This window comes from Streptomyces sp. SAI-127, assembly GCF_029894425.1.
In the GTDB taxonomy this organism is placed as follows: Bacteria; Actinomycetota; Actinomycetes; order Streptomycetales; family Streptomycetaceae; genus Streptomyces.
This window is the reverse complement of record NZ_JARXYJ010000001.1, coordinates 2452889-2468098: the sequence shown is the minus strand read 5'-3', so window position 1 is coordinate 2468098 and position 15210 is coordinate 2452889. Positions and strand designations below refer to the sequence as shown.

Genomic DNA, 15210 nt, shown 5'->3' with positions numbered 1-15210 from the left:
GTGTCCACTCCCAACGGCACTCCCACCAAGATCACCCAGGGTTCGAAGACCAAGGGCGGCATCGGCGAGTCCACGCTCCGCCCCGACGGCACCCTCAAGGTCACCGGCGAGTTCGCGTACTCGTCCGACATGTGGCACGAGGACATGCTCTGGGGGCAGATCCTCCGCTCGACGGTCGCCCACGCCGAGATCGTGTCCATCGACACGAGCGAGGCCCTCGCCATGCCGGGCGTCTACGCCGTCATGACGTACGACGACCTGCCGACCGAGGTGAAGAACTACGGTCTGGAGATCCAGGACACCCCGGTCCTCGCCCACGGCAAGGTCCGGCACCACGGAGAGCCGGTCGCGATCGTCGCCGCCGACCACCCGGAGACGGCCCGCCGCGCCGCCGCCAAGATCAAGGTCGAGTACCGCGAGCTGCCCGTCATCACCGACGAGGCCTCCGCCACCGCGCCGGACGCGATCCTCGTCCACGAGGGCCGCGACGACCACCACGTCGGACATGTCCCGCACCCGAACATCGTGCACCGGCAGCCGATCATCCGCGGTGACGTCCAGGAGGCCTCGAAGAAGGCCGACTTCGTCGTCACGGGCGAGTACACCTTCGGCATGCAGGACCAGGCCTTCCTCGGCCCCGAGTCGGGTCTGGCCGTGCCGGACGAGGACGGTGGCGTCCACCTCTACATCGCCACCCAGTGGCTGCACTCCGACCTGCGGCAGATCGCGCCCGTCCTCGGCCTGCCCGAGCGCAAGGTGCGCATGACGCTGTCCGGCGTCGGCGGGGCCTTCGGCGGCCGCGAGGACCTGTCGATGCAGATCCACGCCTGCCTGCTCGCGCTGCGCACCGGCAAGCCGGTCAAGATCGTCTACAACCGGTTCGAGTCCTTCTTCGGACACGTCCACCGGCACCCCGCCAAGCTCTACTACGAGCACGGCGCCACGCGTGAGGGCAGGCTGACCCACGTCAAATGCCGGATCGTCCTCGACGGCGGCGCGTACGCCTCCGCCTCGCCGGCGGTCGTCGGCAACGCCGCATCGCTCGGCATCGGGCCGTACGTCGTCGACGACGTCGAGATCGAGGCCCTCGCGCTCTACACCAACAACCCGCCCTGCGGCGCGATGCGCGGCTTCGGCGCGGTCCAGGCGTGCTTCGCCTACGAGGCGCAGATGGACAAGCTCGCCGACGCGGTGGGCATGGACCGGGTGGAGTTCCGGCAGCTGAACGCCATGGAACAGGGCACGATCATGCCGACCGGCCAGCCCGTCGACTCCCCGGCTCCCGTCGCCGAACTCCTGCGCCGCGTCAAGGCGATGCCGCTCCCTCCGGAGCAGCAGTGGCTCGCGGCCGGGGAGGCGGCCGACGTACGGCAGCTGCCGGGCGGTCTGTCCAACACCACCCACGGCGAAGGCGTCGTGCGGGGTGTCGGCTACGCGGTCGGCATCAAGAACGTCGGCTTCTCCGAGGGCTTCGACGACTACTCCACGGCGAAGGTCCGCATGGAGGTCGTCGGCGGTGAGCCAGTCGCCACCGTGCACACCGCCATGGCGGAGGTCGGGCAGGGCGGGGTCACCGTCCACGCCCAGATCGCCCGCACCGAGCTGGGGGTCGCGCAGGTGACCATCCGTCCCGCGGACACGCAGGTGGGCTCGGCGGGTTCGACCTCGGCCTCCCGTCAGACGTACGTCACCGGCGGCGCCGTCAAGAACTCCTGCGAGCTCGTCCGGGAGAAGGTGCTGGAGCTCGGGCGCCGCAAGTTCGGCTCATACCACCCGGCCTGGGCCACCGCCGAGCTGCTCCTGGAGGGCGGCAAGGTCGTCACCGACGGCGGTGAGGTCCTCGCGGACCTGGTCGACGTGCTCGAGGGCGAGAGCGTCGAGGTCGAGGCGGAGTGGCGGCACCGGCCGACCGAGCCCTTCGACCTGCGTACCGGGCAGGGCTTCGGACACGTCCAGTACTCCTTCGCCGCCCACCGCGCGGTCGTCGAGGTCGACACCGAGCTCGGGCTGGTCAAGGTGATCGAGCTGGCCTGTGCGCAGGACGTCGGCAAGGCGCTGAACCCGCTGTCCGTCATCGGCCAGATCCAGGGCGGTACGACCCAGGGCCTGGGCGTCGCGGTGATGGAGGAGATCATCGTCGACCCGAAGACGGCGAAGGTCAGGAACCCCTCCTTCACGGACTACCTGATCCCCACGATCCTCGACACGCCGACCATCCCCGTCGACATGCTCGAACTCGCCGACGACCACGCCCCGTACGGGCTGCGCGGCGTCGGGGAGGCACCCACCCTGTCCTCGACCCCGGCCGTGCTCGCGGCGATCCGCAACGCGACCGGGCTGGAGCTCAACAGGACGCCGGTACGGCCGGAGCACCTGACCGGCACGTGATGAACCGGTGAGTTTCCCGGGGGACTTGCTCCCCCGGGCCCCCAACTGTCCGTCCTGGGCCGTCCCCCGGGTCGTGCACATCCCAAATCCCGTGCCCGAAAAGGCGGTTGCGCGGGTGTCCCTGTGAACCTTGGGAGACGGCACCATGACCCAGCAGTCCCTGGAGCCCAGGACCACGGCCGACGACGCGGGAGAAGGCACCCGCGTCCCGGCCGGCAGGTCCTGGCTCGACCGGTACTTCCACATATCCCGGCGAGGATCCACGGTCGCGCGTGAACTGCGCGGCGGCGTCACCACCTTCATGGCGATGGCGTACATCCTCCTGCTCAACCCCCTGATCCTGTCCGGCAAGGACGCGGCGGGGGACACGCTCGGCCAGAAGGCACTCATCACCGCGACCGCGTTCGCGGCGGCCTTCACCACCCTGCTGATGGGCTTCTTCGGCAAGGTGCCGCTGGCGCTCGCCGCCGGCCTGTCCGTCTCCGGCGTCCTGTCCTCGCAGGTCGCGCCCGCGATGACCTGGCCGCAGGCCATGGGCATGTGCGTGATGTACGGCGTGGTCATCATGCTGCTGGTCGTCACCGGCCTGCGCGAGATGATCATGAACGCGATTCCGCTGGCCCTCAAGCACGCGATCACCATGGGCATCGGCCTGTTCGTCGCACTGATCGGCTTCTACAAGGCCGGTTTCGTCCACCAGGGCGAGGCCACCCCGGTGACCCTCGGTCCCACGGGTGAACTCGCGGGCTGGCCCGTCCTGTTGTTCGCCGTCACCCTCCTCGCGATCTTCATGCTCCAGGCGCGAGGCGTCCCCGGCGCGATCCTGATCGGCATCGTCGGCGGGACCGTACTCGCCGTGTTCCTCAACGCGGTCGGGGCCGTGGACCCCAGGCAGTGGGCGAGCGGAGCCCCCGAACTGCACGGCAGCGCGGTCTCCATGCCCGACTTCTCGATCTTCGGGAAGGTCGAGTTCGGCGGCTGGGGCGAGGTCGGCGCGATGACGGTCGGCATGATCGTGTTCACGCTGGTGCTCGCCGGGTTCTTCGACGCGATGGCCACCATCATCGGCGTCGGCACCGAGGCCGGACTCGCCGACGCGCAGGGCCGGATGCCGGGCCTGTCCAAGGCACTGTTCATCGACGGCGCGGGCGGTGCGATCGGCGGAGTGGCGGGTGCCTCCGGCCAGACCGTCTTCGTGGAGTCGGCGACGGGAGTGGGCGAGGGCGCCCGAACCGGCCTCTCCTCCGTCGTCACCGGGCTGTTCTTCGCGGCCTGTCTGTTCTTCACCCCGCTCACGGCGATCGTGCCGGGCGAGGTCGCGGCCGCCGCCCTGGTGGTGATCGGCGCGATGATGATGATGAACGCCCGCCATGTCGACTGGGCCGACCGCGCCACCGCGATCCCGGTCTTCCTGACCGTCGTGATCATGCCGTTCACCTACTCGATCACGGCGGGCGTCGCCGCCGGCGTCATCTCGTACGTCGCGATCAAGGCAGCGCAGGGCAAGGCGCGGGAGATCGGCGCCTTCATGTGGGGACTGACGGCGATCTTCCTGGTGTACTACGCCCTCCACCCGATCGAGAGCTGGATGGGCGTGCACTAGCCGCTCGAACGCACCCGTACGCAACCGCTGTGAAGGAGACCGAGACATGCTGGACATCGCCGACGAGCTGCACCGGTGGGTCGAGCAGGGACGTGACTTCGCCGTGGCCACCGTCGTGGCCGTCGGCGGCAGCGCGCCCCGCCGGCCCGGCGCCGCCCTCGCGGTGGACGCCGACGGCACGGCGATCGGCTCGGTCTCCGGCGGTTGTGTGGAGGGCGCGGTCTACGCACTGTGCCAACAGGCGCTGGAGGACGGGGAGTCGGTCCTCGAGCGCTTCGGCTACAGCGACGAGGACGCCTTCGCCGTCGGCCTGACCTGCGGTGGCGTCATCGACATCCTCGTCACCCCGGTCCGGGCGGGTGACCCCGTCCGTACCGTGGTCGCGGCCGCGCTGGAAGCCGCCGCGCGGGGCCGGGCGGCGGCGCTGGCGCGGATCGTCTCCGGGCCGCGGGAACTCGTCGGCCGCGCGCTCGTCGTAGGACCCGAGGACGTCTCCGGTTACGGCGGTTTCGGCGCCCATCCCGAGCTGGACCGCACGATCGCCGCCGAGGCCGGCGCCTTCCTGGAGGCGGGCCGCACCGGCACCCTGGAGATCGGTGAACAGGGCTCGCGCTGCGGCGCCCCGCTCACCGTGCTCGTCGAGTCGTCCGTGCCGCCGCCCCGGATGATCGTCTTCGGCGCGATCGACTTCGCGTCGGCGCTGGTGCGGATCGGCACGTTCCTCGGCTACCGGGTCACCGTGTGCGACGCGCGCCCCGTCTTCGCGACCGAGGCGCGCTTCCCGGAGGCCGACGAGATCGTCGTCGAGTGGCCGCACAGGTACCTGGAGCGCACGGAGGTCGACGCCCGGACTGTCCTGTGCGTGCTGACCCACGACGCGAAGTTCGATGTCCCGCTGCTCCAGCTGGCGTTGCGCCTCCCGGTCGCCTACGTGGGCGCCATGGGCTCCCGCCGCACCCACCTCGACCGCAACGAGCGCCTGCGCGAAGTCGGCGTGACCGAGCTGGAGTTGGCGCGGCTGCGGTCACCCATCGGCCTGGACCTCGGCGCGCGGACGCCCGAGGAGACGGCCCTGTCGATCGCCGCGGAGATCGTGGCGAGCCGGCGGGGCGGCAGCGGGGTCTCCCTCACCGGCGCGCACACGCCGATCCATCACGACGTGACCTCGGAACCGGTCCGCCGGATCGGGTCGGTGGCCTGAGCGGACACCTGGGGCTGGTCCAGCCACGTGAACGCGTACCCCGGATCGCCGCCCCGGCTCAGCCGGACGAAGCGCAGCAGTTCACGCACGATGCCCGCACCGCCCTGCGCCCAGCCGGTGCCGGGCTCGAGGTCGCTCGGGGCGGCCCGGTGCTCGACGTTGGACCAGCGGGCGCCGTCACTGTCCCGGACCGCGCGAGCGGCGAGGTCGGCGACGAGGACCCGCGCGAAGTCGTACGCCTCCCGCCCTCCGGCTCCTTCGGCGATCCGGTCGCCGGCCAGGGCGAGGACGCCCGCCGTGCCGCAGCAACGGCCGTTGTTGTCCCAGAACCCCGGCCGCAGGCGCTGGGGGAGACCGGAGTGGACGACCGTGTGCCAGCAGCGGTCGGCGAGCGCGGCCCAGGCCGGGTCGCCCTGGGTGTCGCGCAGCAGCCGGAACATGTGGGCGTCCCCTGCCGGACCGTGGCACCAGCCGTAGCTGACCGGCTCGATCAGGTCCGGAAGGAACTGCGGGGTGGAGTGCCGGACCAGGAAGCCGTCCGGGCCGCCCTCGTCGCGGGCCACGACGTCCGCGACCCCCGCCAGCCCCAGGTCGACCAGGTCGGACCGGCCTGTCGCGTGGCCGATCCGGACGAGGGAGTAGGCGATGCCCAGCGTGCCGTGGGACATGTGGTGCATGCGGGCTTCCGTGCCCGGGCGGTGCGGCCAGGTGACGCCCCACGGGGTCTTCTCCGCGGCCCGCAGATAGGGCTCCACCGCGAGGACGGCGAACTCGGGATCGCCGACCGCCAGGGAGGCCAAGCCGTTGCCGCCGTTGCCGCCCATCAGCTCGAACAGCTCGCCCCAGCGCTCCCCGTCGAAGTGCGAGCGCACAAGAGCCATCGCGCGGTTGCCCGCCGTACCGCAGGCGGTGTCGCCGAACTCGTGGTGCAGGGTGTGCAGGACGAGAGCCATTCCGGACCGGCCGAAGTACAGGGAGTCGTCCTCGTGACCGTCGACGGCGGCGGCCAGGCCGTGTCCCGCGCGGAGTGCGAGGTCGGCGTAGGAGTCGTCACCAAGGTGCCGCCACGCCTCCAGGAGCACGGAGACGATCCCCGCCGTGCCGCTGTAGAGGGTCGGGTCGGTCCTCTTCTGCGAGGGCGCGGCCGGCCAGGCGAGGTCGCCGTCCGCCGTCTCCCGCGCGGCGGCCACCAGCCACCGCAGCCCGTCCACCGCGAGCGCCTCGACCTCGTCCACCCGCACCGTCGTACCGTCAACTGCCGTCATGGCGCCCACTGTTGCACGACCTTCAGGTCCCCCGCAGCAGCCGGTTCAGTGCCCGCCCGAAGACCGACCGGGCCGACACCCGCAGCACAGGGGCGAACAGACCGGGCAGGAAACGAACGCTGAGCGACTCGCGCCAGATCACCCGGGCGCGGCCGCCCGGACCCGGGTGCACCTCCAGTTCGGCCCAGCCCTTCACGACCCGCCCGCGCTTCTCCAGGCGGCACAGTCCGGAGACGCCCTCCGCGGGTGGGCGCCAGACCGTGACCTCCATGGGGTCGGCGAAGGCGAGCGGGCCGATCCCCGAACGGGCGACGACGAGCGTGCCCTCGCTCGTCGGGCCCGGCGGCACGACGGTGACGCGCGTAAGGGGGACGACCTCGCCGTGGCGGGGCCACTCCGTGAGGCGGCGCCAGGCCTCGTCCGGGGAGAGCGGGGCCGTGCGTTCGAGGAGGAAGGTGACCACGGGCTGATCTTAGGGAATCAGTCCTGCTCAGCGGGGATTTCATAGGCGTCTCACATACTTGGCGCAGCGGGATGCGGGCGCGATGACGTACCGCGGGCGAACACGCCCCCGGACGGGGCCCCCAGCCCTACCCGTGCTGACGTGCTCATGTACACCGCCGAATCCGTACGGCACCATGAGCGCGACCGCACCACCGGCCGCAGGGGGACGTCTCGTGGACAGCCAACGGCACGGCAGGCTCGACGCGTTGCAGAGCGATCCGTACCCGCACTACGCGCGGGCCCGGGACACCGAAGGGCTTGCGCGTGTCGACGAGTTGGACGCCTGGCTGGTCGCCCGGGAAGCGGACGTACGCGAAGTGCTGCGCCGTCCCGAGGACTTCTCGTCGGCGAACGCCCTCGTGCCCGACGTACTGCCGTCGCCGGCCGCGCTCGCCGTCCTCGGCGGCGGCTTCGGCGGGCGACCGGTCGTCGTCACCGCGGACGGCGACCTGCACCAGCGGCTGCGCGCGCCGATCGTGCGCGGGCTCTCGCCGTCGCGGGTCGCCGCCGTCCTTCCTTACGCCGCCGAGCGCGCAGCCGCCCTCGTCGACGGGTTCGTGAAGGACGGCCGGGTCGAGCTGATGTCGGCGTACGCGCGGAAGCTGCCCGGCGACGTCATCGGGCGGATCGTCGGCCTCGACCCCGTGGACGTCCCGGCCGTGGTCCACGGTGGCCACCGCGCCGAGGAACTGCTGTTCCGGCCGCTGGCGGAGAGCGAGCAGGTCGCCGCCGCCCAGGACGTGGTGGCGATGCAGCACATCCTCGACCGGTACGTGCGCGAGCGGCACGCCGAGCCGCGCGAGGACCTGTGCGGCGAACTCGTCGTGTCCCTCACCGAGCCCGGCGAGCTGACCCTCGATCACCGGCACGAACTCGTCGCCCACCTCCAGAACCTGTTGATCGCCGGGCACCTGACCACCACCGCGCTCATCGCCACGACCGTCCTGCACCTGCTGCGCCACCGGGACCAGTGGGAGCTGCTGTGCGCCGAACCCGAGCGCATACCGGCGGCCGTCGAGGAGGCCGCCCGCTACGACAGCGCGCTGCAGGGCTTCCGCCGGGTCACCACCCGTCCCGTCACCCTGGCGGGCACCGAACTCCCCGCCGGAGCAACGGTGTTCGTGGCGTTCGGCGGCGCCAACCGGGACGGCGCCCGGCACCCGCGCCCCGACACGTTCGACATCACCCGACCGACCGCCCGCCACCTCGCCTTCGGACACGGCGTGCACAGCTGCCCCGGCTCGCAACTGGCCCGCGAACAGCTCAACCTCACGCTCCAGGAGCTCACCGGCCGGCTTCCGGGGCTCCGGCTCGCGGACGGGGAGCCGGTCGCCATGCGGCCGACGATGATCCACCGCTCGCCCCAGCGCCTCCCCCTGACCTGGTAGATCGCGCCCCGCCGCATGGACCGGCCCCGCGCGGTTACTCGCGGAGGGGAAGAAGTGCACACGAGAGCCGGGAGGTGGCCGCATGACGCGCGTGCGTACGGTGCTGTTCGACCGCGACAGCATCCTCGCCGAAGACCCGCCCGGCCCCGACGCGGTGCGCCCGTTGCCCGGTGCCCGTGAGGCGCTCGGCATGCTGCGCCTGCACGGCGTCCGCACCGGGTTCGTCGCCCTGCAACCGGGTGTCGGGCACGGGGGGCGACTCAGCGACGCCGACGTACGGGCCGTCAACCACCGCGTCGACGACCTTCTCGGCCCCTTCGACATCTGGGGCGTGTGCCCGCACGGGCCCGACGACGGCTGCCACTGCCGTCCGCCCGAACCGGGCCTGATCCTCTGGGCGGCGGGCCGGGTGTGCACCGCACCGGCCGACTGCGCGGTCGTCGGCACGGCCGCGGAGGCCGAGGCCGCCGCCCGGGTGGGCGCCCACGGGATCCTCGTACCGGACGAGCGGACCCGGCCGGAGGAGACGGCGCGGGCCGATCATGTGGCGCCGGACGTCCTGACCGCCGTGCGCGCGCTGCTCACCGGGCCGCCGCAGGGGCGGGTCCTGGTCGACGAGCGGCCGATCGAGTCGGCTTTCGAGAACGGCGAGGCGTGAGGCTCACGGTTCCGTCCACCGGCACACCAGCCGGAACACCGCGAACAGGGTCAGCGGCCAGACGGCCGCGAAGGCCCAGATCACCGCGGGCCGCGAGGTGACGATCCCGGTCACCAGCAGCGCGACCGACACGGCGAGCAGCAGGCACACCGTCAGGACGTGCGGCCGGTAGTGCGTCACCCGGGACAGGTCGGGCCGTCGGCGCAGCCGCCCGGTGCGCAGTCGGCGGTCCAGACGGCGGTCGCGACGCAGGGCGCGTTCCACCTCGTCCAGGATGCGCTGTTCGTGATCGGGGAGTCGCCCTGTCGTCACTGTCGCTCCTCGCGGATCCGGAGAGTCCTTCTTCGGGTGCCCGCAGAAGGGCCCGTGAACCGTGCGGTCACCGGGGGTGGAAGGCCGACAGGCCACGGTGCCCGCGCCGAGCGGCGCGGGCACCGTGGCGACACGCGGACGGGTCAGCTCTCGCCGAGGAGCTTCTTCATCTCACTGATCTCGGCGTTCTGCGCGGTGACGATGTCACCGGCCATGGCCGTGGCGGCCTTGTACTCGCCCTTGGCCTTCTCGGTCGTTGCCATCTCCACGGCGCCCTCGTGATGTTCGACCATCATGGTCAGGAACATGGAGTCGAAGTCCTTGCCGGAGGCCTTCTTCAGCTTGTCCATGTCGGCGCTGTCCATCATCCCGTCCATGCCGTCCATGCCGTCCATGCCGGAGTGATCCATGCCGGGCATCGACTCGGGGACCTTCTCGTCCCAGGCCTTCAGCCAGGCCGTCATGGTCGTGATCTCCGGCCCCTGCGCCTTCTCGACGCGGGCGGCGAGGTCCTTGACCTGGCTGGAGGCGGCCCGGCCGTCGGCGAGCTCCGCCATCTCCACGGCCTGCTGGTGGTGCGGGATCATGCCCTGGGCGAAGGAGACGTCCTGGGCGTTGTGGGCGCCGGCCGAGGCCTCGGCGGACACCGAGGGCGACGAGGCGGCCGAGCCGCTGTCGTCGCCGCCCCCACAGGCGGCGAGGGCGAACACGGCAGTCACGGTCAGCGCCGCGAAACGGGTGGTACGCATGCTGGAACTCCTGTTGTGCGAAAGGGATCTGGACGTGACGGAGCACGCCGTGTCTAGATCCGCAGGAGCTGGAGTTCCGCGAGGGAGGGCGGTGCGCGGGCGCCGTCCTGAGACATGACCGCCTCGGGGCACAGGCTGTCATCGGATACGGCCGTGGAGGCGGGGTCGGGAGCGAGCGCGGGCAACACCGGCCCACCGCTCACGGCCCCCGAGGCGCAGGTCGCGTCGGCATGGTGGAAATGCCCGGACCCGCAACCGTCGTGACAGGTCTCGTCGACGCTGACCGCGACGGCCGTCATGTGCGCGGAGTTCGAGCCTTCGTGGCCTTGAAGCCCGCCCCCCGGAGCCAGCCCGTGCATGGCCAGCACCCCGACCAGCATCCCGAGCACGAGCAACGCCCGCCACAGGGGCGGTCGCGTCGGAAGCTGCTCGGACCTGGTCATCGGGCTCATCCTAAAGAGGGCTGTGCCACGGCTGTGCACCGAGGCCGTCGGCGTACGGTACGTCTCCGCACCGCTCTGTGTTCAGTGCTCGCCTCCGGCCCAGCCCGCCCTCGAAAAGGAGTCCGCCCCGCGCCGCCCGCGGGCGTACGTTCTCCGGGAGCCCGTCGAGGGGCGGCGGGCCGGGAAGGACCGTGTGGACACCGACAGTCGGGCCAAGACGCAGCGCTTCGCCGATCTGCACCGGGAGGGCTGCTTTCTGCTCCCCAACGCGTGGGACGTGGGCAGCGCCCGGATCCTGGAGGCGGCCGGGTTCCCGGCCGTGGCGACCACGAGCGCGGGCGTCGCGTTCTCCCTCGGACGCACCGACCACGACTTCTTCGCCGAACAGCCGGCCGAGGACCGCGTCGACCGCGAGACCATGCTGCGCAGGGTCCACGAGATCGCGGGCGGGATCTCCGTACCGCTGAGCGCGGACCTGGAGGACGGATACGGCGAATCGCCCGAGACCGTCGCCACGACCATCGCGAGGACGCTCGCCGCCGGAGCCGCCGGCGGCAACATCGAGGACTTCACCGGCGACCGCACCCGTCCGCTCTACGACGAGAAACTCTCCGCCGACCGCATCCGCGCCGCCCGCGAGACCCTGGCGGCCGACGGCGAACCCTTCGTCCTGGTCGGCCGCACCGACGTGCTGCTGGTCGGCGGCCCGCTCGACGAGGCCGTACGGCGCGCGAACGCCTACCTGGAGGCCGGCGCCGACTGCGCGTTCGTCCCCGGCGCCGCCGACGCCGGGACCATCCGCACGCTGGTCCGCGAACTCGACGGCCCGCTCAACGTGGTGATGGGCCTGACCGGCAACGCGCTCTCCCTCGACGACCTGCGCGAACTCGGCGTCCGCCGGGTCACGGTCGGCGGCAGCATCGCCCGCGCGATGTACCGCCATCTGCTCGACGCCGCACGCGAGCTGGCCGACAGCGGCACGTTCTCGTACGCCGCCGACCAGCTCTCCCAGACGGAGCTCAACGACCTGTTCCGGCAGGGCTAGAGGCAGGACTGGAGGCAGAGTTGGGGACAGGGCTGGAGGGCGGCACCACGCAGCTCGGTGCCTCGGGGGCGTCCTCGGCGTGCCGGGTCAGCGCGCAGACCGTACGCAGGGCGACCTTCCAGCCGCCGTCCTGGAATACGGCCGCCCCCGGGCCGCCGGGATCCAGCCGGCGGCCCTCGCGCGTGAGGTCGTAGGCCACATCGGCGTGCACGTCCGAGGTGTACGACACGGAGGTCACCTCGGCGCGCAGCTTGCTGCCGCTCGGGTCGCGGAAGAGGTTGTCGATCATCAGGGCGTTCTCGTCACCGTCCTCGACGACGTCACTGCGCTGGTCCAGGGAGGACGTCGGGTCGAAGAGGACCGTCCACGCCTCCCGGATGTCCTGCTCGGCCTGTCGTGGATCCGCAGGCGCGGTGACGGTCGGAGCCGTGGAGGCGGAGGGCGACGGGGAGCCGCCGGCCGTGGTCGCGCCCGGCGACCCGGCGGCGGAGGACCGGGCCGTCCGGCCGGCCCCGCGGTCACCACCACCGCCGTCGTTGGCGTCACAGGCTCCGGTGAGGACGAGGGCGGTGACAGCCAGGGTCACCGCCCAGGTCCCGTGCCGTGCAGGGCGGTTCGCACAGGTCATGGCACTCCATCTCCCGGGTACGCCGTGTGGCTGGCCTACCCGGAGGCGGAGGATTCATCCAGGACGTGCGGGAAAACCACGCACACGGTGCGCCTACTCCCCGGCGCCGCCCCGCCGCCGTACGCGCGCCGCACCACCCCCGCTTTTGCGGACGCCGGATGTCTCAGCGTGTGCCGGGGCTCTGCTCGGTTTCCGCGGCGGTCCCGGGGCGGAGCACCTCTCCCTGGATGACCTGGGGTTCCGGGCCGCCCGCCTTCGCCGCACGGGCCTCCGCCTTGAGGATGCGTGCGGACTTGCCCGCGGAACGGGTCAGTTCGGGACCCTTCTTGATGGCGATGACCGCTATGACGACGAGCAGGATGATCGCGAGCTCACTCAGTCCGAACATGGGGGAGGCCTCCGTCAGAGGTTGGCACCTGGGTCGGACGAGATGCCCGCCGGACCGGCAGCGTACCCGCAGACCGGGGGCGAAGGGGAAGGCCGTGGCGATGCTGCCGACGTCATCGTCGTCAGGTTGCTTTGCCCGTCCTTTACTATTGGAGGCGACCTGCCCGCCACGAAGGAGCCACAGTTCCGCAATGGGTGAGCCTCCCAGTACCGGCCGCGCCGCGTTTCCCCCTCACGGACGGGCGGGGGTGCACCGGTGACCGAGATCCTGCTGCTTGTGCTGGCCCTGCTCCTCACCCTGGCCTGTGCCGTGTTCGTCGCGGCCGAGTTCTCCCTGACCACCGTCGAGCGCGGTGACCTGGAGCGGGCCGCCGAGGCCGGTGAGCGCGGCGCCGAGGGTGCGCTCAGGGCCGTCCGCCGGCTGACCTTCCAGCTCTCCGGCGCCCAGCTCGGCATCACGGTCACCTCGCTGGTGATCGGCATGCTCGCCGAACCCTCCCTCGCGGTGCTCCTCAGAGGTCCGCTGGAAGCCGCCGGCCTCGGCGGAGCCGCCGCGCCGGTGGCGACCGCCCTGGGCGTGGCCCTGTCCACCGTCGTGCTGATGGTGGTGGGCGAGCTGGTGCCGAAGAACTGGGCGATCTCCCACCCGTTGGCCGTCGCCAAGGTGGTGGCCGGACCGCAGAGCGCCTTCACCGCCCTTTTCGGCCCGTTCATCCTCCATCTCAACAACACCGCGAACCGTTTCGTACGACGCTTCGGCCTGGAGCCCGCCGAGGAGCTGGCCTCCGCCCGCAGCCCCGAGGAACTGGTCGCGCTCGCCGAGCACTCCGCCGCCGAGGGCGCCCTTGAGGCCGACTCCGCCGAACTGTTCGTCCGTACCCTGCACTTGGGCGAGCTGACCGCCGAGAACGTCATGACGCCGCGCGTCGTCGTCAAGGCCCTCGAAGCCCACGCCACGGCCGCCGACGCCGCGAACCTCACCCACGCCACCGGCCTGTCCCGATTCCCGGTCTACCGGGACAGCCTGGACGAGGTCATCGGCACCGTGCACATCCGTGACGTGCTCGCTCTGGAGCCGCACCAGCGCGCCACCACCCCGGTCACCGAGCTGGCCACCGCACCCCTGCTGGTCCCGGACAGCCTGACCGCCGACCGGCTCCTGGTGCGGCTGCGGGTCTCCCGCACCATGGCCGTCGTCATCGACGAGTACGGCGGCACGGCGGGCGTGGCGACGGTCGAGGACATCGTGGAGGAGGTCGTCGGAGAGGTCCGCGACGAGCACGACCCCGTGGAGATACCCGACCTGCGGCCCGCCGGTGCGCGGGCCTGGGAGGCGGAGGGCTCGGTCCGCGTCGACCGGCTCGGCGAGATAGGGCTCACGGCGCCCGAGGGGCCGTACGAGACGGTGGCCGGACTGATCGCCACCCGCCTCGCACGCATCCCCGCCAAGGGCGACGACCTCGACCTGGACGGCTGGCGCCTGGAGGTCCTGGACGTCGGCCACCACCGCGCCGACCGCGTCCGCATCACCGCGCCGGAGCCTCTCCGGGGCCTGGTCCAGGCCGGGGAGGAGGCCCCATGACCACCGTCCAACTGCTCGTCGGCGCCCTGACGCTGCTGACCAACGCCTTCTTCGTGGGCGGCGAGTTCGCCCTGATCTCCGTGCGCCGCAGCCAGATCGAGCCACGCGCGCGTGCCGGCCACAAGCGGGCCCGGATGACGCTGTGGGGCCTCGAACACCTCTCCGCGATGATGGCCACCGCCCAGCTCGGCATCACCGTCTCGTCGCTGGTGCTCGGCGCGGTCGCGGAACCGGCCATCGCGCACCTGCTGGAGCCCGGCTTCCATGCGGCCCACATCCCGCAGGGCCTGATCCACCCGATCGCGTTCGTCATCGCACTGTCGCTGGCCACGTATCTGCACATGCTGATCGGCGAGATGGTCCCGAAGAACATCGCGCTCGCGGCCCCCGTGCCGACCGCCCTGCTGCTCGGACCGCCTCTCGTGGCCCTCACACGCGCGTTGAAGCCCTTCGTGTTCGGCATCAACGCCTTCGCCAACACCCTGCTGAAGCTGCTGCGCGTGGAGCCCAGGGACGAGGTCGAGTCGGTGTTCACCGACGACCAGCTCGCCCGCATGGTCGTCGACGCCAGTGAGGCGGGACTGCTCTCGCCCGCCGACGGCGAGCGGCTGCGGGACGCACTGGAGCTGGGTACCCGGCCGGTCGGCGAGATCCTCGTCCCCACCCGGAAGATGCGGACCGTGGAGGTCTCGGTCACCCCGGCGCGGCTCGAGCGGGTCGCCGCCGAGGCGGGCTACTCCCGTTTCCCGGTCACCGGCCCGGACGGCACCCTGCTGGGCTATCTGCACATCAAGGACACCCTCGGCGTCACCGACCGCGACCGGCCCTTCCCCCGCTCCACCCTGCATCCGGTCACCCGGGTCCGCATCGACACCCCGCTGGACGACACCCTCACCGCGCTGCGCGCCGACGGGAGCCATCTGGCGGCGGTCACCGGGGAGTCGGGGGCCGTCCTCGGGTTCGTGACCATGGAGGACGTCCTGTCCGAGCTGGTCGGGCCGACGCCGGCCGCCGCCTAGGTGTGGACACATGAGCAAAGGCAAGGAGGTCACCACCT

Annotated in this window: 15 protein-coding genes; 8 read left to right on the top strand and 7 right to left on the bottom strand. The window is 71.9% G+C overall.

The window, feature by feature from the left end; all coding sequences use genetic code 11:
- From M2157_RS11505 to M2157_RS11495, 3 genes are all read left to right on the top strand, one after another.
- Window positions 1-2388, top strand: coding sequence for a molybdopterin cofactor-binding domain-containing protein (locus M2157_RS11505; RefSeq protein WP_280865194.1), 2388 nt, complete (start codon window positions 1-3; stop codon window positions 2386-2388).
- 145 nt (window positions 2389-2533) lie between these two features.
- Window positions 2534-3991 carry an NCS2 family permease gene (locus M2157_RS11500; protein WP_280865193.1) on the top strand — a complete coding sequence of 486 codons (1458 nt, stop codon included), beginning with the start codon at window positions 2534-2536 and terminating at the stop codon, window positions 3989-3991.
- Between the two features lie 46 nt (window positions 3992-4037).
- Window positions 4038-5192 carry an XdhC family protein gene (locus tag M2157_RS11495; protein ID WP_280865192.1) on the top strand — a complete coding sequence of 385 codons (1155 nt, stop codon included), beginning with the start codon at window positions 4038-4040 and terminating at the stop codon, window positions 5190-5192.
- On the opposite strand, the gene M2157_RS11490 is transcribed toward M2157_RS11495, so the two are convergent.
- Together M2157_RS11490 and M2157_RS11485 are read right to left on the bottom strand one after the other, a co-directional pair.
- Window positions 5144-6457 carry a lanthionine synthetase LanC family protein gene (locus tag M2157_RS11490; protein ID WP_280865191.1) on the bottom strand — a complete coding sequence of 438 codons (1314 nt, stop codon included), beginning with the start codon at window positions 6455-6457 and terminating at the stop codon, window positions 5144-5146. The genes M2157_RS11495 and M2157_RS11490 overlap by 49 nt on opposite strands.
- Window positions 6458-6479: 22 nt before the next feature.
- Window positions 6480-6920 carry an SRPBCC family protein gene (locus M2157_RS11485; protein ID WP_280861724.1) on the bottom strand — a complete coding sequence of 147 codons (441 nt, stop codon included), beginning with the start codon at window positions 6918-6920 and terminating at the stop codon, window positions 6480-6482.
- 214 nt (window positions 6921-7134) lie between these two features.
- On the opposite strand from M2157_RS11485, the gene M2157_RS11480 reads away from it, so the two are divergent.
- Both M2157_RS11480 and M2157_RS11475 read left to right on the top strand, forming a co-directional pair.
- Window positions 7135-8349 carry a cytochrome P450 gene (locus M2157_RS11480; RefSeq protein WP_280861723.1) on the top strand — a complete coding sequence of 405 codons (1215 nt, stop codon included), beginning with the start codon at window positions 7135-7137 and terminating at the stop codon, window positions 8347-8349.
- An 82-nt stretch (window positions 8350-8431) separates the two neighbouring features.
- On the top strand, window positions 8432-9007 hold the full coding sequence (locus tag M2157_RS11475; protein WP_280861722.1) for an HAD-IIIA family hydrolase: 576 nt from the start codon (window positions 8432-8434) through the stop codon (window positions 9005-9007).
- Window positions 9008-9010: 3 nt separating this feature from the next.
- On the opposite strand, the gene M2157_RS11470 is transcribed toward M2157_RS11475, so the two are convergent.
- The 3 genes from M2157_RS11470 to M2157_RS11460 form a co-directional block, all read right to left on the bottom strand.
- Complete coding sequence (locus tag M2157_RS11470) at window positions 9011-9319, bottom strand: DUF3040 domain-containing protein (protein ID WP_280861721.1); 309 nt, start codon at window positions 9317-9319, stop codon at window positions 9011-9013.
- A gap of 143 nt (window positions 9320-9462) precedes the next feature.
- Window positions 9463-10068 (bottom strand): DUF305 domain-containing protein, encoded by a 606-nt coding sequence (locus tag M2157_RS11465; RefSeq protein WP_280865190.1) that lies wholly within the window; start codon window positions 10066-10068, stop codon window positions 9463-9465.
- Window positions 10069-10121: 53 nt separating this feature from the next.
- On the bottom strand, window positions 10122-10511 hold the full coding sequence (locus M2157_RS11460; RefSeq protein ID WP_280861719.1) for a DUF6153 family protein: 390 nt from the start codon (window positions 10509-10511) through the stop codon (window positions 10122-10124).
- A 193-nt stretch (window positions 10512-10704) separates the two neighbouring features.
- Here M2157_RS11460 and M2157_RS11455 point away from each other — a divergent pair, with 193 nt between their 5' ends.
- Window positions 10705-11556, top strand: a complete 852-nt coding sequence (locus M2157_RS11455; RefSeq protein ID WP_280861718.1) for an isocitrate lyase/phosphoenolpyruvate mutase family protein — start codon at window positions 10705-10707, stop codon at window positions 11554-11556.
- Here M2157_RS11455 and M2157_RS11450 read toward each other — a convergent pair.
- Entirely contained in the window at window positions 11531-12184 is a 654-nt protein-coding gene (locus M2157_RS11450; RefSeq protein WP_280865189.1) for a hypothetical protein, read from the bottom strand. The genes M2157_RS11455 and M2157_RS11450 overlap by 26 nt on opposite strands.
- Window positions 12185-12347: 163 nt before the next feature.
- Complete coding sequence (locus tag M2157_RS11445; RefSeq protein WP_280865188.1) at window positions 12348-12572, bottom strand: twin-arginine translocase TatA/TatE family subunit; 225 nt, start codon at window positions 12570-12572, stop codon at window positions 12348-12350.
- Between the two features lie 255 nt (window positions 12573-12827).
- Between M2157_RS11445 and M2157_RS11440 the strand changes: the two genes are divergently transcribed.
- Both M2157_RS11440 and M2157_RS11435 read left to right on the top strand, forming a co-directional pair.
- Window positions 12828-14153, top strand: coding sequence for a hemolysin family protein (locus M2157_RS11440; RefSeq protein ID WP_280865187.1), 1326 nt, complete (start codon window positions 12828-12830; stop codon window positions 14151-14153).
- Window positions 14150-15172, top strand: a complete 1023-nt coding sequence (locus tag M2157_RS11435; protein WP_280865186.1) for a hemolysin family protein — start codon at window positions 14150-14152, stop codon at window positions 15170-15172. The genes M2157_RS11440 and M2157_RS11435 overlap by 4 nt, the downstream gene beginning before the upstream one ends.
- Window positions 15173-15210: the final 38 nt, after the last annotated feature.